Annotated in this window: 23 protein-coding genes; 11 read left to right on the top strand and 12 right to left on the bottom strand. The window is 37.8% G+C overall.

Annotated features, from left to right (window positions below; all coding sequences use genetic code 11):
- Positions 1 to 104: 104 nt before the first annotated feature.
- Positions 105 to 611 carry a GNAT family N-acetyltransferase gene (locus AC2JBO_RS29450; RefSeq protein ID WP_496957179.1) on the bottom strand — a complete coding sequence of 169 codons (507 nt, stop codon included), beginning with the start codon at positions 609 to 611 and terminating at the stop codon, positions 105 to 107.
- Positions 612 to 663: 52 nt separating this feature from the next.
- Here AC2JBO_RS29450 and AC2JBO_RS29445 point away from each other — a divergent pair, with 52 nt between their 5' ends.
- Both AC2JBO_RS29445 and AC2JBO_RS29440 read left to right on the top strand, forming a co-directional pair.
- Positions 664 to 1518, top strand: coding sequence for an isopenicillin N synthase family dioxygenase (locus AC2JBO_RS29445; protein WP_496957178.1), 855 nt, complete (start codon positions 664 to 666; stop codon positions 1516 to 1518).
- A 66-nt stretch (positions 1519 to 1584) separates the two neighbouring features.
- Positions 1585 to 2430 carry a hypothetical protein gene (locus AC2JBO_RS29440; RefSeq protein ID WP_496957177.1) on the top strand — a complete coding sequence of 282 codons (846 nt, stop codon included), beginning with the start codon at positions 1585 to 1587 and terminating at the stop codon, positions 2428 to 2430.
- A 112-nt stretch (positions 2431 to 2542) separates the two neighbouring features.
- Here AC2JBO_RS29440 and AC2JBO_RS29435 read toward each other — a convergent pair whose 3' ends face one another.
- A complete protein-coding gene (locus tag AC2JBO_RS29435) occupies positions 2543 to 3175 on the bottom strand; it encodes a hypothetical protein (protein ID WP_496957176.1) in 633 nt (210 codons plus the stop codon).
- A 40-nt stretch (positions 3176 to 3215) separates the two neighbouring features.
- On the opposite strand from AC2JBO_RS29435, the gene AC2JBO_RS29430 reads away from it, so the two are divergent.
- From AC2JBO_RS29430 to AC2JBO_RS29420, 3 genes are all read left to right on the top strand, one after another.
- Entirely contained in the window at positions 3216 to 4352 is a 1137-nt protein-coding gene (locus AC2JBO_RS29430) for an NAD(P)/FAD-dependent oxidoreductase (protein ID WP_496957181.1), read from the top strand.
- Positions 4353 to 4920: 568 nt separating this feature from the next.
- The gene (locus AC2JBO_RS29425; protein ID WP_496957175.1) at positions 4921 to 5298 is read left to right on the top strand and encodes a DUF6883 domain-containing protein; all 378 of its coding nucleotides are present in this window, start codon (positions 4921 to 4923) and stop codon (positions 5296 to 5298) included.
- 25 nt (positions 5299 to 5323) lie between these two features.
- Positions 5324 to 5572, top strand: a complete 249-nt coding sequence (locus AC2JBO_RS29420) for a DUF4926 domain-containing protein (protein WP_496957174.1) — start codon at positions 5324 to 5326, stop codon at positions 5570 to 5572.
- 82 nt (positions 5573 to 5654) lie between these two features.
- Here AC2JBO_RS29420 and AC2JBO_RS29415 read toward each other — a convergent pair whose 3' ends face one another.
- The 4 genes from AC2JBO_RS29415 to AC2JBO_RS29400 all read right to left on the bottom strand — a co-directional run bounded on the left by AC2JBO_RS29415 (position 5655) and on the right by AC2JBO_RS29400 (position 8127).
- Complete coding sequence (locus tag AC2JBO_RS29415) at positions 5655 to 6020, bottom strand: hypothetical protein (protein ID WP_496957173.1); 366 nt, start codon at positions 6018 to 6020, stop codon at positions 5655 to 5657.
- A gap of 23 nt (positions 6021 to 6043) precedes the next feature.
- Complete coding sequence (locus AC2JBO_RS29410; protein ID WP_496957172.1) at positions 6044 to 6400, bottom strand: hypothetical protein; 357 nt, start codon at positions 6398 to 6400, stop codon at positions 6044 to 6046.
- Between the two features lie 219 nt (positions 6401 to 6619).
- On the bottom strand, positions 6620 to 6952 hold the full coding sequence (locus AC2JBO_RS29405) for a hypothetical protein (protein WP_496957171.1): 333 nt from the start codon (positions 6950 to 6952) through the stop codon (positions 6620 to 6622).
- 71 nt (positions 6953 to 7023) lie between these two features.
- Positions 7024 to 8127, bottom strand: a complete 1104-nt coding sequence (locus AC2JBO_RS29400; protein ID WP_496957170.1) for a hypothetical protein — start codon at positions 8125 to 8127, stop codon at positions 7024 to 7026.
- Between the two features lie 546 nt (positions 8128 to 8673).
- Here AC2JBO_RS29400 and AC2JBO_RS29395 point away from each other — a divergent pair.
- The gene (locus AC2JBO_RS29395) at positions 8674 to 12261 is read left to right on the top strand and encodes a WD40 repeat domain-containing protein (protein ID WP_496957169.1); all 3588 of its coding nucleotides are present in this window, start codon (positions 8674 to 8676) and stop codon (positions 12259 to 12261) included.
- Positions 12262 to 12392: 131 nt separating this feature from the next.
- Here the strand turns inward: AC2JBO_RS29395 and psbA are convergent, their stop codons facing one another.
- The 4 genes from psbA to AC2JBO_RS29375 form a co-directional block, all read right to left on the bottom strand.
- Positions 12393 to 13475, bottom strand: coding sequence for a photosystem II q(b) protein (gene psbA / locus AC2JBO_RS29390; RefSeq protein WP_496957168.1), 1083 nt, complete (start codon positions 13473 to 13475; stop codon positions 12393 to 12395).
- 382 nt (positions 13476 to 13857) lie between these two features.
- A complete protein-coding gene (locus tag AC2JBO_RS29385; RefSeq protein ID WP_496957167.1) occupies positions 13858 to 14250 on the bottom strand; it encodes a hypothetical protein in 393 nt (130 codons plus the stop codon).
- A 30-nt stretch (positions 14251 to 14280) separates the two neighbouring features.
- Positions 14281 to 15642 carry a S8 family serine peptidase gene (locus tag AC2JBO_RS29380; protein WP_496957166.1) on the bottom strand — a complete coding sequence of 454 codons (1362 nt, stop codon included), beginning with the start codon at positions 15640 to 15642 and terminating at the stop codon, positions 14281 to 14283.
- Between the two features lie 222 nt (positions 15643 to 15864).
- Positions 15865 to 16572, bottom strand: a complete 708-nt coding sequence (locus tag AC2JBO_RS29375; RefSeq protein WP_496957165.1) for a hypothetical protein — start codon at positions 16570 to 16572, stop codon at positions 15865 to 15867.
- A gap of 396 nt (positions 16573 to 16968) precedes the next feature.
- Here AC2JBO_RS29375 and AC2JBO_RS29370 point away from each other — a divergent pair, with 396 nt between their 5' ends.
- The 4 genes from AC2JBO_RS29370 (at position 16969) to AC2JBO_RS29355 (ending at position 18237) form a co-directional block, all read left to right on the top strand.
- Complete coding sequence (locus tag AC2JBO_RS29370; RefSeq protein ID WP_496957164.1) at positions 16969 to 17271, top strand: type II toxin-antitoxin system HicA family toxin; 303 nt, start codon at positions 16969 to 16971, stop codon at positions 17269 to 17271.
- A 128-nt stretch (positions 17272 to 17399) separates the two neighbouring features.
- Positions 17400 to 17834 (top strand): excisionase family DNA-binding protein, encoded by a 435-nt coding sequence (locus tag AC2JBO_RS29365; RefSeq protein WP_496957163.1) that lies wholly within the window; start codon positions 17400 to 17402, stop codon positions 17832 to 17834.
- Between the two features lie 20 nt (positions 17835 to 17854).
- Positions 17855 to 18100, top strand: a complete 246-nt coding sequence (locus AC2JBO_RS29360) for a hypothetical protein (protein WP_496957162.1) — start codon at positions 17855 to 17857, stop codon at positions 18098 to 18100.
- Complete coding sequence (locus AC2JBO_RS29355; RefSeq protein WP_496957180.1) at positions 18061 to 18237, top strand: hypothetical protein; 177 nt, start codon at positions 18061 to 18063, stop codon at positions 18235 to 18237. Before AC2JBO_RS29360 ends, AC2JBO_RS29355 begins: the two co-directional genes overlap by 40 nt.
- On the opposite strand, the gene AC2JBO_RS29350 is transcribed toward AC2JBO_RS29355, so the two are convergent.
- Both AC2JBO_RS29350 and AC2JBO_RS29345 read right to left on the bottom strand, forming a co-directional pair.
- On the bottom strand, positions 18213 to 18689 hold the full coding sequence (locus AC2JBO_RS29350) for a DUF4279 domain-containing protein (protein ID WP_496957161.1): 477 nt from the start codon (positions 18687 to 18689) through the stop codon (positions 18213 to 18215). The two genes, AC2JBO_RS29355 and AC2JBO_RS29350, sit on opposite strands and share 25 nt — an antisense overlap.
- A gap of 164 nt (positions 18690 to 18853) precedes the next feature.
- The gene (locus AC2JBO_RS29345; RefSeq protein WP_496957160.1) at positions 18854 to 20107 is read right to left on the bottom strand and encodes a glycosyltransferase; all 1254 of its coding nucleotides are present in this window, start codon (positions 20105 to 20107) and stop codon (positions 18854 to 18856) included.
- A gap of 72 nt (positions 20108 to 20179) precedes the next feature.
- Between AC2JBO_RS29345 and AC2JBO_RS29340 the strand changes: the two genes are divergently transcribed.
- Positions 20180 to 21229, top strand: a complete 1050-nt coding sequence (locus AC2JBO_RS29340; protein ID WP_496957159.1) for a zinc-dependent dehydrogenase — start codon at positions 20180 to 20182, stop codon at positions 21227 to 21229.
- The last annotated feature ends 182 nt before the right edge of the window (positions 21230 to 21411 follow it).

The raw sequence follows: 21411 nt of genomic DNA, 5'->3' as shown, positions 1-21411 counted from the left end.
CAAAACCTATCGTTGACGTATGGGCGCCAACCTTAACTTGACACCAATGGCGAGGACGCCCATCCCACAAGAAATGAGTGGATATTTTTTTATTTGGAAGTCCTTTATGTGTTGCTCAGTTCCATGAAAATCCATTTTGAGTGTAAATCTTTAGGAATATCGCTTTCTGGATATGGTGCAATTTCTTGAAAACCAAACGAACGATATAGTTTTTGTGCTTCTTTAGCGAATAAAACAGTGTCTAAACGAATTTTTGCATAACCTAGTTTGGTTGCTTCACTAATTATTGCTTGCAGTAACGCGCGTCCAATTCCTTGTTTACGATATTCTGGTTTCACGTACATCCTTTTAACTTCGGCAGTACTTTGATTATTTCGTCTAAACCCTGCACAACCTGCATTATGACCATCAAATTTGGCAATAAATAAACCACATGAAGGCGCCGTAAACTGAGAGAGGTTTGCAATATCATTCTCTAAATACTCGTCCACATCAAAACTAACATTTAACTCACGTTCAAAAATGGGCTGAACTTCACATAAATTACCATAAAACAACTCTCTAATATCATTTATATCTTCCTTAATATCCGCTAAAATAATCTTTAACATCTCTAACTTTTCCTTTGCGCCCTTTGCGTCCTTTGCGGTTCATTAATTAAACATGTCACAAATACCAATTATAGACTTTTCCAACATTGCAAGCGATAACGAGACAATAAAACAAATCTACCAAGCTTGCACCGAAGTCGGATTTATGTATATAAAAAATTTTGATATATCCCAAGACTTAATTGAACAAGTATTCAACACCAGTAAACAATTCTTTAACCAACCCTTAGAAATTAAGCAAAAATCAGCATGGAGTGACGAATTTACAAATCAAGGTTATGTCGGTATAGAACGCGAACGACTCAACCCAAATAAACCAGGTGATTTAAAAGAAGCATTTAATATCACCACTCAAACACAACATCCTTATATTGTAGAATTTTTCCAAGCATCTACTAACTTAGCAAACAAAATTTTAGAAGCATTTGCCCGCGCGCTGGAATTACCAGTAGATTTTTTTGCAAACAACCACAACCAAAATCACCATACCTTAAGATTACTACACTATCCACCAATACAAACACCATTATTACCAGAACAAACGCACGCTGGAGAACACTCAGACTACGGTAGCATTACACTATTGTTTCAACATGATGGAATAAACGGTTTGGAAATTCAAACCGCATGTGGTAACTGGATAAAGGCGCCTGCAATACCTGGTACAGTAGTAGTCAACACAGGTGATTTAATGCAACGCTGGACAAATAACAAATTTTGCTCAACCAAACATCGCGTAGTAATTCCAGATAACTTCAACCAGTCGCGTTACTCGATAGCGTTTTTCTGTCACCCCAACGATGATACTCTAATAACTTGCTTACCAAGTTGTATGAATGAATCACCAATATATTCACCAATTTCAGCAAAAGAGTATCTTTTAACACGCTTACAATCTACGTACTAAGAATTTTTCCGAAATCAAGCTATCTTAATTGGAAGTATTGCTTAATAATAGTTATTTATATAAGCAATGCTAAATTTTAAATTAACTTTACAAAGGCGCCATTGGTTGTTAATACTACCGTCTATAACAACTTCAGTATTAACGACTATACCTACAAACGCAGCAACCTTGGCGTTTTCACAAGCTGAAATTGAACTGAATAATTTTAGCAATACCGGAACTATCGAACTTGTGAATCAAGCTAATATATCTGGTGAGACAAATGGAGGTATATTTGGCGCCCAAAATAACGCATTCAATAATTCTACAGCATCACCCTTAGAAATTAATGCTTCAGCATTTAGTCTTGCTTTTGGTGAAAATCGAGATTATGAAGGAACCGCAGAAACACAAGCGCACGTTCTTGGAAACTTTGATATTGACGCAGGTCAGTTATTTTCGTTTGATTTTAGTGCAAATCTAAATCTTAAAACAGAAATAGATGACCCGTTGAGTGAAAGAGCTAACGCAAAGAGCGATATATCATTCTATTTATTTGATGCAGCCAATATTCCACAAGCTAATCTTGAAGATTATTTCAAATATAAACCTCTTGATTATTTTACACTCAACGCTAATGTAAATACTTTTGGACAAGATTATCTTAACTATGAGCGTAGTCAAGGAGTCTCATTTACAAACGAGAATAAACAAACAACGTTTGGCGCCAGTCAAGAGACAGCGAGTGCAATAATTCAAGGAAAACTGCAACGTTCATTTACAAATAAAACAAATTTAACCTTAATTGCACTTCGACAAACCAAATCAAAAGTCAAAGTTCCAGAACATTCAATGCTAGTTCCATTAATTTTGCTTGTAACGACTATTGCTGTTGGGATGTTACCTAATAAAGCTAAAACAAGAAATTATTAAGGTTGATTTTGATCCCCGCTAACCCCCCTTAACAAGGGGGTAACAAGAAAAGAAACAATAATCTTAGCCCCCCTTAATAAGGGGGGTTGGGGGGATTTGCAATCTAAATTTTCTAATCAAGTAATAAGCTAACAAAATGATACTTATCGTATTGATTAAGAGAAATTATGTTGCCATGCATATGAATATTCCCCCAATAGTTTGTTTCACAATAAAACTTATAAGTTGAAAATTTTATATCTTTGTTGAAAACTTTGTAGGTGTCGATGTTTTTAGCGTTGTTTTTACACAACCATTTTGCGACTTGTTCAGGACTAGCGTCTGTAGACGTAGTTAAGACTATTCCATCTGCATAAAACCTTAAATATTTACAGTAATCTAATCCTGTTTTATTATCATAAATATTATTAGTTTTATATAATCCATCATAACGAATCGAATACCATCGTTTAATATACTCGCGCAATGCAACTTTAACTCTTAATCCCTTTATGTCCTTTAATAGAGTATAAGCCAATTCTTTCACTTGGTCTGCTTGGTCATTTAATGCTTCTATTACGAGCGCTAAACCTTCTTCTCCATAGTTTAAAGCTAATGGTAAAGTTACAATTTTATGCTCAATAACCTCAGTTGATAATCGTTGTTTAACTCCTTCTAATCCTCCCAGAACGACAGCGGAGACAGGAGCTATAGTTTGATTTCCTAAAACGATATCATACTTTTTAGGTTGATTTGGTTCTGACATTATAATTTTTATTACAGAGGAATGTTATTATAATTACTTTATTATGACTTACGACTGGATAGTGGTTGGCGCCGGCTTTACGGGTGCAGCACTTGCATATGAACTTGTCAAAAAAGGCTTTTCGGTTCTTTTATTAGAACAAAATGCAGTACCTGACAATGCTACCCGTTACAGTTATGGTGGTTTAGCGTTTTGGTCTGGTACTAGTTCATTAACACGTCAATTATGTAATGAAGGCAAACAGCGTTATTCTGAGTTAGTGCATGAGTTAGGCAATAATATCGAGTATCGCGAAGTTGATTTACTCTTAACTATCGAAGCTGACTCAGACCCCAACGTAATTGCTGAATCTTATTCTCGCTTTCAAACTCCACCGCAGTTACTTTCTGTCGAAGCTGTATGTGAATTAGAACCATTATTAAATAAAAATGCTCTCAGCGGCGCCTTAACAGTCAAACACGGTCATATTCAACCAGAGAACACAGCACAAGCTTACATTCAAGCTTTTCTAAACTTGGGTGGAAAAATTCAAATTACCAAAGTTCTTGATATTGAATCTTTGGGGGTAGAGTATAAAAACCTTGCTATTTGTGCTGGAGGTATTACTAGGCAGTTGCTTAATAAGTCTGGTATTTTCGTGCAGCAATATTTTACCCATGCAGAAATTTTGGAAACGGCGCCAGTTGATGTCAAACTCAGCACATTAGTAATGCCAGCAGTGTTACAACGCTTTGGGTTTGAAGCTAAAGCTGGTAAAGATGATGAAATTTGGCGCCATCCTGGGAATGAACCGGAGGCTGCAATATTAGATACAGGTGTAGTGCAATTTTTAGATGGCAGTTTGCGTATTGGTCAAATTAGTCGAACGCTAACTGACCCAGATGCGAAAGTTGATGCTTTTGTTAGTGAAAAGTGGTTACGTGATAGTATTGGTCGTATTTTACCGTGTTTGTATAAAGTGCCCGCAACTTGGCGCCGTTGTTTAGTCGCTTTTAGTAAAGATAGTTTGCCTTTGGTTGGCGCCGTTCCTGAACACAACAATATATATATATTCTCAGGTTTTAGTAACCCACTTGTATATATACCTCCACTTGCCGCGCGGTTTGCTAACTGGGTGTCAGGACAAGAAGATGAAGTTATTAACCAGTTATCACCAAATCGTTTTACAAATTTTTAGGGAAAAGGAAAATTACAAAAGTTTTGGTGAGTTGTAGCATAGGCGTCTCGCCTGTGCAGTGACATGTATTTTTTACCAAAGAGACACAGAGTACACGGAGAGAAGAGAATTTAACCACAAAGACACAAAGCACACAAAGAAAGAGGTAAGAAGAGAACTCTCCAAAACTTTTTACACAAATTACTAGCTAATGTAGGTTAAATTATGGACGCCTTAGTACAATAGACAATACACTTCTTAACCTCGATTCTACGCGAAGACGGTCACTTTATATACTAACTTAAAAAATAAAATTTCGATATATAGCCAATATAAATACTTAAAATGCACATTTAACGTCATTAACAATACCAAGATATACTTGAAATAACTTTTAGAAAATTTTTAAATAATGTCGAATTCTAAATTAGAATATAGTCCTAAAAAATCTTCAAATATCTTAGAGGTTTGGAAAAATTGAAACTAAAATTGCATATTAAATATAACTTTTCAAACATTTTATTAGAAAGGCACTGGTTAGGTGTAACATCCTAATAGCCTGTGAATAATAGCTTTTTATTTTTAAAATATGAACAATTTTGAAGAAATTAATAGTCAAGAACAATTATCGGAATGGGAAGCAAAACTTGTTACTGGCGACCCCAGAAAGTTTTCAGAATATGTTTTAGTACCCAATCATAAATCTGGCAAAGATAAAATATTTATTAATCTTTTAGGGTTTCGCGCTAATAGTGATGAGGACGCACAAGAGCTTTTGTCAACTTACATTAGTCAAGCTCAAGCAAAATTTATTCTTCGTGATTATATTGTTGGTGAGAAAGACCAATATGGACAGAGGTGTACTATAGTTATTGAGGTTCGGGGTAAGCGTCTATACACCGGATGGATTTTAGGTCTAGATGGTATACTAAAATTGGCTACTCCATTTTCTGGATTTGCCGAATAATGATAATATCCAACGTAACTCCTATATGATATTAGAAGAATATTCAGTTATTCAACTTATTACAGACCGCTATCAAGATAGAGGTGTTTCTATTGGAGCAATCGGAACTATCTTAGAAGTGTATGGCTCAGAAGCTTACGAGGTTGAGTTCTCTCGCTCTGATGGCACAACAATTGCTTGGTTTGCAGTTGGGCAAAACGAGGTTAAACCTTACGATGAGCTAAGTTCCATTACAATACAAGGGCAGGTGCCAAATCCCACCCTATCTATTTAAATATTTCCAGAATGCAAACCATAACCATTGTGCTTAACTTGGGTAAGGTATGTCTTAATGGCGCCGAGTTTGATATTTTAGTTCATGTTGGGGAAGGACTAATTTTCCAATCTTCCAAAGCAGTAATGGCAAAAGTTGCTGCGGGGTGATTGAGCATTTGTCCTAATGCTTGAATGCCTCCAGTTTTTAAAGCGCTGAGTATGCGCGCGCTTAGGGTATGATTCTTGTCGATATGTTCAATTGCTGCACTTGCTACCGTCATTTTCTCAGCAGTTGTGGTGGTAGGGTAGGTTTGGGATAGCTGGTCGAGTAGCCGTTGAATTTCTGCTGCTGCTTCTGGTAAACTATTTTTTACTTGGTTAACGTTAAAATCACCTTCCACATTAGCAACAGCATTTGTTACAGCACCATGAAAAGTCTGAGAAAAGTTTTTAGAATTATCTGACATGATATTTCAATCTCCTAATAATATTAGATGCCTTGTGGCTTATATATAAAATTTCCCTCAACATTACTCGCTACACCTGTAACCTCAGCATAAAAATTTTGCTGTGAAAAGTTAGCTACTTGAGGTTTGAGGTTTGATTTTTGCACCCAACTTTTTAAATGTCGTTGATAGTCTATAGAATTAAGTTTTCCGTGGTTGAACAGTAAACCTAAAACATCATCTTTGTATTCATCAAAATCTAAATCATTAAGCATAGTTGAGATTAGATGTCCTTGTTGAATAAAAGGAGGATAATCTCTAATTAAAGGCATTGCTATTCCTAACCAATAAAGCAGATGCTGGCGATTTTTATCTCGCGCTGCAAGCTGTGCTAAATTCATAGGTGGATAAGGATTATAAGGATATATTGTATACGCTTTATGATGCGTTATTTTACAATTTTTATAATCTTCTAGATAATAGTAAACTACACCTTTATTACCAATATTATAGCTTAACTTAAATAGATAAAAATCATGTGCAATATTTTGTTGATTTGCGATTTGTATAGCAGAGCTATATTGATTTTCGGCATGACTATAATAAGTGATGGCTTTGAATTAAGCAACTTTAACCATCTGTCCTTTTTCAACGTGTACTCGCTGACCACAGTTAGGGCAACGACTACCTTGAGGCATTGCTATGAAAACAGTTTCACAATTAGGACAAGGTTGACGCACTGCACCCCAATGCCGATAAATACCAAATGTGATGCATATTATAGTAATCATGCTGATAGCAATAACCATCTTTAAGCTGAAAACTGGTAGTGCCATAAAAAGTATAACTGACAAAATACTAGCCCATAATAATCCCCATCTCAGACCTGTGACAACGCGATTCATCATGGTTAATTCACTGTTTGTGTGATTAAATGAAGTTGGTTTTGACATGTTGCTATTCCTTATAAATTTGAAATTTTATATTAAAGCTATATGCATTGCTGCTAAAAAATCTCTTCTCATTAATTAATTAATTTTCCAATCATAGGCACTAATGTAGACAGTTGCTTTGTTAATTCTGCATCTTGTGCAATAGATAAACCAAGGGTTTTACCTTGATCTCCAATAAATTGCTCAAATAATCCTGAAATAAGTTGATTATTAGTTTTGGAAAAATTACTTCCTAGTTCACTATTAAGAGATGTAGAAATTTCCTTAGCTAATTTCTTGGGTAAGTCTACCCATTCTTTAATAATTAAACCAATCAAAACAGGTACTAATATAAAAGTCAATATTGTACCTATACTTGCCCCAGTGCTTACAGCAATCATTTTGACGAAACCAGCTGCAACGGCAGCAATTACAAATTTTGTTATAAAAGCTTTAATTGCAGGAATTGCCATCATTTTGGCGGTTACAATACCGATGTAATGTGAAATATAAATTGTTATTTTCTTAATTAAAATTGTGCCTATTGTTTTAGCTATCGATGTTGCAGCCACTTTTCCTATTATTAATGAAAGCTTTGAAGCAATAGATGTAACAATTGGACTAGATATTGCTTTTTGAATTATTGCCATAGCACTGTGGCTTAAATTACTAGAAATTTCTTGTAGGTTTATATTCAGGCTATGTAAAAGAAAATCTTTAAGATTTTTTTGGATTTGATCTGAGGCAAACTTTGTCGCAGAGTTATTTTTCACAATTGTCTCAAATAAGCAATTAGCAATTTGTTTTTCAGAGACAATATACAAAATTATATGATCTGAAATCAGAGATTGATTTTGTTCATAAAAATTAGCATATTTCTGAGATATAATTTCAACAATTTCATTAGTCAACACAGAATCAACTTTATAATTTTTTCCGTTTTCTTGATAATTTTTCTTGAGTAAAAAAGAAATAAGTCTTTGCACATAGGGGACAAGCTCATCTGGATTCCATGCAGGATACCATACCGTTTCAACTCCGTTCCCTGAAACAGATGTTACTCGTAAACCTAAACATTTTTCTGTGCTTTGACTAGAAATATGTCTTTCAATATCAGCAGTAAGTTTTTGTAAAAAAGATTGTTTTTTCTGTTCTAACTGACTAACTAAAGAATTCAAAATTTCTTGATTCATCATATTTTTCCTCTCGTGTATAGCATTGGACTTTACCTTCATGTGCTTATTACCACTATTTTTTTGGTCGTTGTGGTTATAATTAGTTAGGTTTGGGATAGTTGGTTGAGTAGCTGTTAAATTTTTACTGCTGCTTCAATGATTAGAAGGTATTTAAGGAATGAGTTCTGGATTTGTACAATTATTTTTACCTTTTCCTGTTAAATCAGTTCCGGTATGAACATAAGTTGAACATTCTAATGCTCGTTGACTTATTTGATTCGTCTGAAAAAGAAATACACATAATCCCAATAAAAAAAAGATAATTGTTAAAAATGGAATAGCAATTTGAAATTTTTTCATGGAGTAATTTAACTTTATACTATGTTTTTTTGAGCCAAAACATTCAACTTTATTTAATTCCAACGATCTCCAAAATAGTCTGTATCCTTTTCACTTACTATTTTCCATAAATTTACGTAGAAGCACTAGCACAATTCCGGATCAGTTGCATCTCACTTTGTAGTCATAGGTAAATGTACTTGACAATACAACCAAATATTAGTAATTATGCGGAGCTTAAAAGCGTCACCATCAGGACTGAAAGAAATTAAGGAAGCGCGCGAGACAAAGGAATTGGCCATAGATGACCCGCAATGGCTAGAGAAAGCGAGCCAAATTCTGGAACCAGCCAAAAGTTGGGAGTATCCAGTAGTAGCAGTTTCGATTGGTACTTGGAAGCGCTTTTTACAGGGTACGCCTGTTAAACCTTTGTATTTCAAAGCTTTTTGTCAAGTTCTTGAACTAAACTGGGAGGAGGTTGTTGATACTGGGGATGAAGTTAAAGGTACGATGCCCCCCAATAAATCCCGTGTAAAACATGATTGGGACGCGGCGCCTGATGTATCAATTTTCTACGATAGAAGTATAGAGCGACACCAGTTAAAACAATGGCTAATTAACGATAAATGTCGTTTGGTGACAATTTTGGCAATGGGTGGAGTGGGTAAAACTGCTTTGGCGGTAAAATTAGCCCAAGAAGTAAGCGAAGAATTTGACTATATTATTTGGCGCAGTTTACGAGAGGCGCCAACGGTAGAAAAAATCATCAAAGATGTAGTTTGGTTTCTTTCGCAGCAGCAAGAAATTAATCTACCAGAAAGTTTAGGGGAGAAAATCACACGAGTTATTCATTATTTACAAACTTCTCGTTGTTTGCTGATACTCGATAATGGGGAGTCAGTTTTGCAAGGTGGGTCTTCTACGGGTTGCTATCGTGAGGGGTATGAAGGTTATGGTGAGTTATTTAGACGAGTTGGGGAATCTCAACATCAAAGTTGCTTGATTTTAACTAGTCGCGAACAGTTTAAGGAAGTGCGAAGGTTAGCGGGGCAAAGTTCACCCGTGCGAGTTTGGGAGTTAGAAGGGTTACAGTCAGCAACAGAAATTTTAACTACGAGGGGTATAAGTGGTTCACCAGATGATATTGAAGAATTGATAAGGATTTATCACGGTAATCCATTAGCTTTACAAATTGTTCCAGCAACGATTAAAAAACGTTTTAATGGTAGTGTCAGGGCTTTTCTAAATTCTGGAACGATTATTTTTGATGATATTGATGATTTATTGACACAACAGTTTCAAAGGTTGTCGAAACCAGAGCAATCTTTAATGTATTGGTTAGCAATTAATCGTCAACCTGTGTCAGAAAGTGATTTAGTTGAGGATGTGTTGGGTTTATCACAACGCCAAATTCGCTCTAGTTTAGATTCTTTGTTAGGTCGCTGTTTAATTGAATTTACCAATGAAGGTTTGACGCTGCAAAATGTGGTGATGGAGTATGTAAGTGAGGTTTTTATTGACAAAGTAATTAATGAGTTGGAAAGTTGCAAGTTAAATTTATTGAGAACTCATGCAATTATTAAAGCGGATGCACCAGATTATATCCGGAAAAATCAAACTCAGGTGCTATTAAAGCCTGTTGTGGGGTATTTATGTAAAAATCAAACTAAAAAAGTTTTAGAATATAAATTTCGTCGCATTGTTGAGAAATTAAGAGAAGAAGAATTAGAAGTTACTGTGGGATATGCGGGGGGAAACTTGATTAATCTATTAACCCAACTGCAAGTCAATTTGAGTGGTTACGATTTTTCTCGTCTTCCTATTTCCCAAGCTTATTTACAGGGGGTGGAATTATCACAAGTAAATTTTAGCGATTGCAGTTTTAATAAAACTGTTTTTTCCCAAACTTTAGGTAGTATATTTAGCGTTACATTCAGTCCCGACCAAAAGTTACTAGCTACAGGGGGAATGGATGGATACATTCGTCTTTGGAATGTAGCTAATGGTACACAAATCCTCGCATGTCAAGCTCATGATGATTGGATTCGATGTGTGGCTTTTAGTCCTGATGGTAAGCTAATAGCTAGTTGTGGTAATGACCGCACTGTAAAGATTTGGGATAGTGATAGTGCAAAATGTTTAAAAATATTTCGCGGACATACTGATTGGGTATGGTCGGTGTATTTTGTCTTGGGTAAGCGATTTGTGATTAGTGCAAGTAGTGACCGCACTGCAAAAATTTGGAGTCTTGATTTAGGAGTTAGCGTTTACACTTTTCATGAACCAGATACAGAGGTTTGGTCTGTTGCGTTTAGTAAAGATGGTAGAACTTTGGCGACTGGTAGCGCATCATCAATAAAATTATGGAATGTCTGGACTAATAAATGTTTGAAAACGTTTGACTCTAGTTCAACGCGCGTTCGTTCTTTAGCTTTTAGTCCAGATGGTAAAACCTTGGTGGGAAGCAGCGATAATCAAAGTATCAAAATTTGGGACGTAAAGTCTGGTCAATGTTTACAAAGTGTGAAAACTGCACCAACAGGCGCCATTTGGGCTGTAAAATTTAGTCCTGATGGCAAAACGGTGATAAATTGCGGTACAGATAAAATTCAACTTTGGAATTTGGAAAATGGGGAACCGCGAATGACTTTACATGAACCCCATCATCGTATTCGTTCTATAGCTTATAGTCCTGATAGAAACATCATTGCTGTAGGGAGTGATGACCAGTTAGTGAGGTTATGGGATACTCAAACTGGTGAGCCAATTAAAACTTTTCAAGGTTATAGTAATCGGATTTGGAGTGTAGAGACGCGATTAATCGCGTCTCCACAAATCGCGTCTCTACACGATGAACAATTTATTTGTCTTGCTAGTGGTAGCGATGATGGTAATGTCAGGTTGTGGAATGCGGCAACGGGTGAATGTTATCAAACTTTATCGGGACATACTGGCAGAGTTCGCTACGTAACTTTTAGTCCAGATGGTAAATTATTAGCAAGCGCTAGTCACGACCGCACAATAAAACTTTGGGACGTAAATACAGGAAGATGTCTCTCAACTTGGCGCCGTCATACAGATTGGATATGGTCGGTCATGTTTAATAAAGATAATAATACCTTGATTAGTGCTGGTGATGACCATAAAGTTTTACTATGGGACGCGCGGACTGGTGACTCTCAAATTTTAGGAAATTTAGAAACAGAATGGATGTGGGCAATAGCATCTCATCCGAATGCCGAAATTTTGGCGACAGCTGGAACTGGTCGAACTATCAACTTTTGGGATATTCGTACTAGAGAATGTGTAGCTAGTTTAGAAGGACACACCCATCGTATTCGAGCTATTACTTTTAATGAGAATGGTAAACTCATTGCCAGTAGCAGCGATGATTTTAGTATCAGACTGTGGGATGTGGAAACGCAGCAATGCTTACAACTGTTTAAGGGACATAGTGGAGAAATCCGCTCGCTCACTTTTATTCCTCCATCTGGAAACACACCAGAAATACTTGTTAGCGCTAGTGATGACCACATTATTAGATTATGGGATACTCAAACAGGATGCTTTAAAGTATTAACAGGTCATACTGACCGTATTTGGTCGGTTTGTTATAGTCCACAATTAAATGTTTTATTTAGCTGTGGCGAGGATGAAACTATAAAACTCTGGGATATTCGCGCTCAAGTGTGTATAAAAACTTTAAGAATTCCCAGACCATACGAAGGAATGAATATTAATGGTGTTTCTGGTTTAAATTCGGCGACACTCCAATCTTTGCGGGTTTTAGGCGCCGTACAAGCTGCAGGTGCCTGATATGACAATAAAATTGTAAAAAAAGATAAAAACAAATGTAAATACACCCGTCAAGCTTAACCCCATGCAAAAAGCGCCCCTAACTATTAGGAGCGCTTCTTGTTTATTTATTCAAGCTGATCAAGTCGCTATTAACCGTTAATAGCAGGCGCCGATAATGCTACAGGTGCTACTTCGCCACTAGCTAAGTCTAGAGGGAAGTTGTGAGCATTGCGCTCGTGCATTACTTCCATACCTAAGTTCGCACGGTTGATGATGTCTGCCCATGTGTTGATAACACGACCTTGGCTGTCAATTACTGATTGGTTGAAGTTGAAACCGTTCAAGTTGAAAGCCATCGTCGAGATACCTAAAGAGGTAAACCAGATTCCAACTACTGGCCATGCAGCCAAGAAGAAGTGTAAAGAACGGCTGTTGTTGAACGAAGCGTATTGGAATATCAAGCGACCGAAGTAACCGTGTGCTGCAACAATGTTGTAGGTTTCTTCTTCTTGACCAAACTTGTAACCGTAGTTTTGGCTCTCGGTTTCGGTTGTTTCACGAACCAAGGAAGAAGTAACGAGTGAACCGTGCATTGCACTGAACAACGAACCACCGAATACACCAGCTACACCTAATTGGTGGAAGGGGTGCATCAATATATTATGTTCTGCTTGGAACACCAACATGAAGTTGAATGTACCAGAGATACCCAAGGGCATACCGTCAGAGAAAGAACCTTGACCAATTGGGTAAATCAAGAATACTGCGGTTGCTGCTGCTACAGGCGCACTGTATGCTACGCAAATCCAAGGACGCATTCCCAAGCGGTAAGAAAGTTCCCACTCACGACCCATGTAGCAAAATACGCCGATGAGGAAGTGGAACACTACCAACTGGTAAGGACCACCGTTGTAAAGCCACTCATCTAAAGAAGCTGCTTCCCAAATTGGGTAGAAGTGTAAACCAATTGCGTTGGAAGAAGGAACAACGGCGCCGGAAATAATATTGTTTCCGTACATCAAAGAACCAGCTACTGGTTCGCGGATACCGTCGATGTCAACTGGAGGTGCTGCTACAAATGCGATGATGAAACATGTAGTTGCTGCCAAAAGAGTTGGAATCATTAATACACCAAACCAACCAATGTAAAGGCGGTTTTCTGTAGAAGCTATCCAGCGGCAGAACTGCTCCCATACGTTAGCGCTTTCGCGGCGTTGTAAAGTTGCTGTCATGGTTATATAAGTGCGGTTAAAACAATGTATGTATCAGACTTTTTTTACGTCTGTAACAATATATTAACGCACTTTACAAACTGTTACAATACTTCTTAGGGTCAGTAATGTAATTCTTACCTAAGTAATTAGCTTTACTTATCAATACAAGTATTTATTGCCGCACGTAGAGACGTGATTAATCACGTCTCTACAATCACGTTCATTAAACATAAATGTTTATCATTAACACGAAAAATAATAATTTTTAGCCTGCGTAGGCAGGCTTTGTTCGTATAGCCGCACCCTTCTAGGGTGTAGATATATCAAAATAGTTGTATAGAGTTATAGTTATATACAGTTATGATTAATATGTGTTGGGTTTGCGGAGCGTACACCCAACCTACGGGTAGTTATTACTTTCGGTTCCATCACTTGGTACTATAGTTTGGTCTTCTAGGACAGCTTTTACCATGTCTGACTCTGCTAGCGCGTTGACACCAGCAGCACAAATTTCAATTGGAATTTGACCTAATGCTCCTGGGTTTTCGGTTAAAGGTTGTCCGCCAAAATCTTTAATAATATTAAGAATATATTCAAACGCTAGTTTAGCCGAGTTGCGTATTGCCTCAATCGCAGCTTTGCGCTCCGCAGGAGATTGACGGGCGCCACAGTTTTTCCCTTTATCTATATGGAGAAAAACAATGACCCTAACTTTCTGCTGCGGTTGCAAATTACTTAAGCGATTTGCAAAATCGACGCTAATTTTGTGATTAAAAGGGTTACGCTGATACATATAATAGATGATGCAATCCCCTGGCGGCTCTTACTTTAGAGCGGAGTTAGCTTCCAGAGGTTGTATTAATCCCCATCCCCAGCGATTATCTGGACGACGAGTACCACCTGCTGGATGTTTAGCTGTTTCCTTCAGTACCCTTATAATATCGATTACAGATGCTCTTGGATTGGCTGCCATCAGTAAAGCTGCAACCCCAGCAACGTGAGGAGTAGCCATTGAGGTTCCATCCATGTAATTGTAAGCGTAGGTTCCTTCGGGAGTTCTAGTAGGTGGTATACAAGAGTATATCTGAGTTCCTGGCGCAACAACATCCGGTTTTGTAACCAATCTACCCGCATCTTCTTGGTCGGGAAATACTAAACTTGCTCCACTGCTGAAAAACGCTACGTCATGTTTATTATTGGATAACTTCTCTACGGCACCTACTGAAAAGGCATTATATGAGTTACCAGGTGAACTAGTATTTCCGTGATTCTCATTCCCAACTGCGACAACGGGTAAAATGCCGTATTGGTTGATTAATATATCGAGAACTTCGGTAAATAAAGGTTCGTAGTAGCTCATGCCAAGCGACATATTTATAATATCGGCGCCTGTTTCAATAGCCCAAGAGATACCTTCGAGCAAAGTTCGTAAAGTAGTGTTACCAATTAGTACACCTGCTACTAATAGGTTAGCATGAGGCGCCACACCTATGGAAAGGCCTTTATCGGTTTTCCCACCAGCAATAGTTCCACAAACATGAGTACCATGTTGACCGCTATCAAATGGAGGTGAAGCGGTAATGCGTCGTCCGAGTGGGTCGATAACAACAAAATCTTTGACGCGGTTGTTCAGTGCTGGATGTGCTGCGTATACTCCAGTATCTAGAACCGCTACATTTACGTTTTCACCTTTGCTTGTTTCCCATAGCTTGGGAATGTGTAGACTATTAAGTCCCCATGTTGTGCTTTCACTCTTATCTTGAGTTACCAAATCAGCGTATTCTACCCGACGTGGTTGAATTAGGTGAATACTTTGATTTGGTAAAACTGCTACTACATGAGGTTGTTCGGCAAGTGCTTCTAAGGTTTTGTGGGTAACTTCGACTGTTGCTACTGGTAATGTGCCTGAACCAATTAGCGAAATTTCCAATGGGTCATTACTATATCCTAAGTCGCGACTTGCTTCTTGATAATGGTCGAATATTTCTTCTTGTAGCGCTTTTTGAATACTAGCTCGCTGCTGAGACTTTTCTAATCTACTGTGAACCTCACGCAGGCGCCCGCGTTTTGGTAATCCTTCTGTTTGTGGCGCCTCGTAGATTACAATCGCATCACGCTTGTCATCTTCATCGAGTCCAGCGAGAAATGGGTCGAATGCTGGTGATATTTTATGCTCTATACTCATAGTAATTTTTGGGTTTAGTTTTTTAATATTGTTACTCCGGCTCTAGAGTATATTGAGATATCTGTATTTGATATCTACCTTTAAGGTAAGGTTTTCGGGTTTTTGAGGCGATGTTGCCGTCAAATCCGCGCGTAGCAGTGAAGACTTAGTAGAAAAAACCACAAAGGCACAAAGGACACAAAGGAAGAAAGAAGAAAGGCTTGGTTTAAGCACAAGCGCGAATCAGACGATATTGTGATTTCTATCGAGACGCTGATATAATTCAACATGATTCTTATCTAATTTTAATAATTCCGCAGCCTCTGCTAACAGTGCTATTTGCTCGCTTTGTATTTCGGCTAACCGTACTGATATTTCTGCTAATCTTTCCGGTTTTGTATTTACTGTAGTTGTATCGCTCACATTAATAATAGGCGCCTCTTTAACAGCATTATTACTCGTTAACTTATTCCACCCAAAAGCTGTATATTTACCTAATTTTTGTCCACTATAACTAATTAACATCCAAATTAATCGTAATGGGGTTTTTAATATAGACAAACTTGCCGTTTCAATCAAGCGAACAACCGCGCGGATTATGCTCCAAGCAAAAGCAATAAATACTAAACCAAGAATAATACTCCAAATTGGATGATTTGCTGCCCACCCCAGTAACTGCACCAACTTGTAAACAGCAGGATGTTGCACTAACCAATCATTGACCGAAGAATTCATCGAATTTTGAATCGCCGTTGATGTTGACTGCTGGATATTTTCAGCAGACTGCAAAGTTTTATGCAGCGATTCTTTGAGATTATCAATACCGCTTCTCACTGTATTTACCGCTTGGTCTCTAGATTGCTGTGCAGCATCAGTTAGCGAGTTAACCCTGTCATTAACTAACTGCTTGGTACTCTGAAAGTTTTGGCGCCAGCTTTCAGGTAGTGTCATAAAAAGCCCCACGAGTCCAAATAAAACCATCGAAATACAAATCTAACATTATTTTATTATCTGGTAGGGTGCGTAACAGCATGAATTAACCTGAAGGCAAACGCAAAAATAAAGTGCTGTTACGCACCAGTATAGTCGGGTGACCCAACCTGAAATCAAACGCATTCCGCAAGTGCTGTTACGCACCGACTTTATAGGCGGCGGGTAAATTTATTGGATTTGATGAAATATAAGGAAGAAACGGATAAACAGCGGCGCCAATTAATTTCGGAGCTAATTCAGGAAAGTCAAGACTTGGGTTTTTACCAATAAAGAAGGTATTGGTTAGAAGCGCGCGTTTTGTTATAGAAGGAAACGAGGCTTATTTTAAAGAAGAAATTTCGAGGGTAATTCGTCATGATAGTTAAAGATGTTAAGTTTGCAGAACTGGAGCAAGTGTTATTGAGTATCGGTTTTGTGGAAGTACCGACAACTGGCTTACACAAGGTTTATGAGTATTCACTACTTGGTACGTTGATTGTTTTGCCCGGTTATGAGCAACAAGCAAATGTAAGAACTATGCATCTAGTCGCTGTACGTAAGATATTAGATGAAAATGGTTTAATGGATAAAGATATGTTTACTAGTTTTTTGGAAAAAGAAGAAAGACGTAAAAAACGACGGGAAGGAATGAAAAAATTTACCCAGTTTCTTCAATAAGAGGGTTTTTATGATGACGAAAGTGTTGATTAGAAGTGTTCGTTCCGCCTCAAAAGGGAATAAAGCTAATTTTTTTCGGATATTGCGTTAATGTAATATTGTATATACCATAGAAAAAATTTGTAGCTATGCATTTAGAGTCAAATAAGATAAGTAAGCTCAATCCTCGTTCTATTAAACAAGTAGAGCGCAAGCCAAGTATTGAAGATTTCAAGGCAAAACTAGTAGACAGCAACGGCGAAGAAACATCTATTTCACAATCTGAGTATCAACTTATACTTGAAGTCTTGCAAGCAGTCAAATCAGATCAGATAATACATATTGTTTCTCAAAATAGCAAATTCAATACTCAACAAGCAGCGGATTTTCTTAACGTTTCACATCCTTATCTAGTTAAGTTATTAGAACAAGGAGAAATTCCTCATATATCAATTGGAACGCAAAAACGAATACAATTTGATGATTTAAATCAGTATAAAGAAAAGCGCGACCAAAACCGTAGTCAAATGTTGCGAAAACTAATTGAGATGACAGAAAAAGCAGGCTTGTACGAAGACGAGTAGCTACAGCAGTAAATATTAATATGGTCGTTGTTATCTTAGATGCCTGTGTATTGTTTCCTATGTACCTGCGTGACACTTTACTATCTGTGGCTGAAGCTGAACTATATGAACTTCGTTGGTCACAAAAAATTTTAGATGAAGCGATGCGAAATCTTGTGCAGAAAGGAAAAATGTCTATCCAGAAAGCTACTAATCTTGAACAGGTAATGAAAATAGCTTTTGTGACCTGTTTGACGAATACCCCGAAGAAATACTTCAAGTACTAAGTCAACAGTGTAATCAGTATACTAAACGGTCGATTAACCTGACTGAATTACTCGATTTGTTAAGTAAGGAAGATGGTGCTAATTTAATTAAATTTGCTAAAAAAGTTCGCTTTTACTCTTCGTCATCTCCTTCATAGTAAATATCTAAATTAAGCAGTAAACCACGTTCTGAGATTCGCGTTAAAGTTTGAGCAGAAAAACTAAGTCCACGATTCCATCTTTTCAAAAATACACCACAAAATAAATCGGCATAAAATTGATTTGTTAAATTTATCCACACATCTAAAGATGTTGGTAATTTATCAAATAACTGGTTAATTTGCTCTTCAATATCTATTTCCGCATTTCTTTTAGTTGAATGGCGCCATGAACCTGTTTTTTCAATTATGTCGTGAACTTTACCGCGACGAATATCACCCTTATGACACGAGTGAGTAGGCTGAATACCAAGTACTTCTGTAATACAATCGGGGTTGAGGTCATCGCCGATAAATCTTAGAGAATAGCAAGACTCATCAAGTTCACCCCCAGCAACCCAAATTAGTTCACCAAGTGGTTTGTCTGGTGGCAATCTTAACTGCTCGTCCATTTAAAGAGTATTTATCTTTATATTATACTGATAATAAGTTAGAACTTTACTTTTAAACAAACATTAAAATTTTAAGATGCTTCGTTCACGACTCATGACAGTTGAGAGATGCTTCGTACACGACTCATGACAATGAGAGATGATTATGGGTCGGTTGCAATTTTTCAAAGCTGTTTTTCAATTGCATCACACGCAACAGCTACAGCATTTTCTGCTTGGAGAATACGCGCGATTTCTGTTGCTTTTTGTGCATAGCTTGGATTATCTAATAATTTTTGTAATGAAGAAGCAACTTGCGGCGCCGAATATTGATTACGTTTAATTGTACGGGATGTTCCTAAACGTTCGACTCGCGCGGCGTTGTCTGGTTGGTCGTGGCTATAAGGCATAATTAAGGTTGGGCACCCTGCTCTTAGTGCTTGGGCTGTTGTTCCAATTCCACCTTGATGCACTATGCAACTAGCGTTAGGAAAAATTTGGGAGTATGGTATGTAGTTGACGGCAATAATATTTTTTGAAAGGTTTTGTGGAGGGGAGTTTTTACCAATTAATAAGATTGCGCGACGGTTGATTAGTTTTGCTGCTTCGATGCTTTCTTGGTAAAAGTTGCCTGCGTCCATTACTGCTGCGGAACCGAGGGTGAAAATTATTGGCGCCTCACCTGCATCTAAAAATTGCTTTATTCCTTCTGGAAGTTCTGCGCTTTGAATTGCATCATAATAGGTAAAGCCTGCAACTACTGTATTTGGCGCCCAGTCTGGTTGAGGTTGTCCTAACACCGAGGAAAACAGCGCGATAACAAGATAAGGTGAAAATTTGCAATCAATATAAGGATTTCCTTTGAGTGGAGATAATCCGAGTTCATGACGAAGTTGACGAACTGGTTTTGCCCAAGGATTACTTACCCGTTTTGCAAAATTGATAATGCTTTTGTTAAAAGTTGGACTGAACTTGTATAAGTTTGCCAATGCAGGAAATGGCGCCAAAATAGGTGGGTCGTAAGCTGAGAAAAACGACATGGGAACCATTGCACTTGATGCCCATCTCATTTTAAATTTTTCTGCTACTAGTGGAGTTGCAGTTACACCTTCACCTGAAAATATAAAATCTGCTCCTTGTGCAACGTTGAGCAGGTCTGTATACATCGCACGTAAATTTGGATTAACCCACTGTCGAACCATATATTCTTGTCCTGTTTTCATGTCCATCATTCGTGCCATTTCTTCTGGGTCGTTAAGGGCAGTAAAGTCAGGACGCATTCGATGGAACTCAAATTTTAATGCTTCGAGTTTAGATTGATATTCTTTGTGTGTTACAAATACTACATAATGACCACGTTGCCGCAATTCTAAGGCAACAGCAATCATAGGATGAAGGTCTCCCAAAGTTCCTAGTGTAGTAACAATAATTCGACTCATCGTCTGTATTCTATGTGGTAAATAGTAAGGTGGGCATTGCCCACCATACAATATAAAAAGTGAGAAAGTTAAGTGAAAGCACAAGTATTCCGTGGTGTCAAAAATCTCTCCTATGAGGAAATTCCTGTTCCATCTCTAGAACCTTCGGAGGTGTTGGTACAGGTAAGGGTTGTTGGGTTATGCCAATCAGATATTAAGAAAATTCTTTATCCTTTATATGAACCCCCGCGCGTTTTCGGTCACGAAACAGCAGGTGTTATTGCAGCAGTGGGAAGCGATGTTAAAAAATGGCAGGTTGGACAACGAGTTGCAGTAATGCACCATATACCGTGTATGCGCTGCGATTATTGTCTCAATGAAAACTATTCGATGTGCGACACTTATAAAAATATTGTCACAACAGCAGGGTTTGCGCCAAGTGGTGGTGGTTTTGCTGAGTATGTAAAAGTACCTGGGCATATTGTTCAAAATGGCGGTTTAATACCTATCCCCGATGATATTACTTTTGAAGAAGCTAGTTTTGTTGAACCAACGAACTGCTGTCTCAAAGCGGTGAAAAAGGCAAATATTCAACCTGGGCAAACTGTATTAATAACAGGCGCCGGACCAATTGGGTTAATGTTTGTGATGTTGGTCAAGTACTTTGGCGCCAAAGCTATTACTACAGATTTAATTCCTTCGCGGATAGAAAAAGCAAAACAAGTAGGCGCCGAAGCTGCTTTTGACGCGCGCTCCGGCAATTTACCAGAAAAAATCCGCGCGCTAACTAACGGTATGGGTGTAGATGTGACTTTGCTTGCAGTACCCAGTGATAAAGCATTTTTTCAAGCTTTAGACTGTACACGCAAAGGAGGCAAAATATTATTCTTCGCTGAATTTCCTGATGAAGTAGAAATTCCTATCAACCCAAATATTCTCTACCGTCGAGAAATAGATTTGATGGGCAGCTACAGTTCGTCGTTTAAAGTTCAAAGTCTATCAGCAGATATTGTATTCAACCGTCGCATCGATGTAAAAGCCTTGATTAGCGACCGTTTCCCACTCCAAGATTTATCACAAGCTGTCGAACAAGCTGTTAAACCAACCCCAGAAACCTACAAAATCCTGATTTACCCACAATAATCAACTCTTGTGGAACAATAAACTCTTGTGGAACGGGCATCCTTGCCCGTCCTCTTCTAAAATTACTACTTGACTATTGAAAATTCTGAACATCATCAACATTGCTGAACGGGCAGGGATGCCATTAGCGTCAAGTTAAGCTAAAACCTACTACGTCACCTCCAATTCGCAATTCGCAGTTC

The organism is Calothrix sp. CBUCES-K 9914 (genome assembly GCF_059640475.1).
The sequence above is the reverse complement of the archived record's forward strand: the minus strand, read 5'-3'. Positions and strand labels throughout refer to the sequence as shown.

Coding starts and splice junctions, on each gene's coding strand:
- AC2JBO_RS29370 (WP_496957164.1), top strand. CDS start 16,969: ATGATAGTTAAAGATGTTAAGTTTGCAGAACTGGAGCAAGTGTTATTG.
- AC2JBO_RS29435 (WP_496957176.1), bottom strand. CDS start 3,175: ATGTCAGAACCAAATCAACCTAAAAAGTATGATATCGTTTTAGGAAAT.
- AC2JBO_RS29395 (WP_496957169.1), top strand. CDS start 8,674: ATGCGGAGCTTAAAAGCGTCACCATCAGGACTGAAAGAAATTAAGGAA.
- AC2JBO_RS29345 (WP_496957160.1), bottom strand. CDS start 20,107: ATGAGTCGAATTATTGTTACTACACTAGGAACTTTGGGAGACCTTCAT.
- AC2JBO_RS29420 (WP_496957174.1), top strand. CDS start 5,324: ATGATATTAGAAGAATATTCAGTTATTCAACTTATTACAGACCGCTAT.
- AC2JBO_RS29450 (WP_496957179.1), bottom strand. CDS start 611: ATGTTAAAGATTATTTTAGCGGATATTAAGGAAGATATAAATGATATT.
- AC2JBO_RS29375 (WP_496957165.1), bottom strand. CDS start 16,572: ATGACACTACCTGAAAGCTGGCGCCAAAACTTTCAGAGTACCAAGCAG.
- AC2JBO_RS29415 (WP_496957173.1), bottom strand. CDS start 6,020: ATGTCAGATAATTCTAAAAACTTTTCTCAGACTTTTCATGGTGCTGTA.
- AC2JBO_RS29405 (WP_496957171.1), bottom strand. CDS start 6,952: ATGTCAAAACCAACTTCATTTAATCACACAAACAGTGAATTAACCATG.
- AC2JBO_RS29380 (WP_496957166.1), bottom strand. CDS start 15,642: ATGAGTATAGAGCATAAAATATCACCAGCATTCGACCCATTTCTCGCT.
- AC2JBO_RS29410 (WP_496957172.1), bottom strand. CDS start 6,400: ATGAATTTAGCACAGCTTGCAGCGCGAGATAAAAATCGCCAGCATCTG.
- AC2JBO_RS29445 (WP_496957178.1), top strand. CDS start 664: ATGTCACAAATACCAATTATAGACTTTTCCAACATTGCAAGCGATAAC.
- AC2JBO_RS29350 (WP_496957161.1), bottom strand. CDS start 18,689: ATGGACGAGCAGTTAAGATTGCCACCAGACAAACCACTTGGTGAACTA.
- AC2JBO_RS29385 (WP_496957167.1), bottom strand. CDS start 14,250: ATGTATCAGCGTAACCCTTTTAATCACAAAATTAGCGTCGATTTTGCA.
- AC2JBO_RS29360 (WP_496957162.1), top strand. CDS start 17,855: ATGGTCGTTGTTATCTTAGATGCCTGTGTATTGTTTCCTATGTACCTG.
- AC2JBO_RS29425 (WP_496957175.1), top strand. CDS start 4,921: ATGAACAATTTTGAAGAAATTAATAGTCAAGAACAATTATCGGAATGG.
- psbA (WP_496957168.1), bottom strand. CDS start 13,475: ATGACAGCAACTTTACAACGCCGCGAAAGCGCTAACGTATGGGAGCAG.
- AC2JBO_RS29440 (WP_496957177.1), top strand. CDS start 1,585: ATGCTAAATTTTAAATTAACTTTACAAAGGCGCCATTGGTTGTTAATA.
- AC2JBO_RS29400 (WP_496957170.1), bottom strand. CDS start 8,127: ATGATGAATCAAGAAATTTTGAATTCTTTAGTTAGTCAGTTAGAACAG.
- AC2JBO_RS29365 (WP_496957163.1), top strand. CDS start 17,400: ATGCATTTAGAGTCAAATAAGATAAGTAAGCTCAATCCTCGTTCTATT.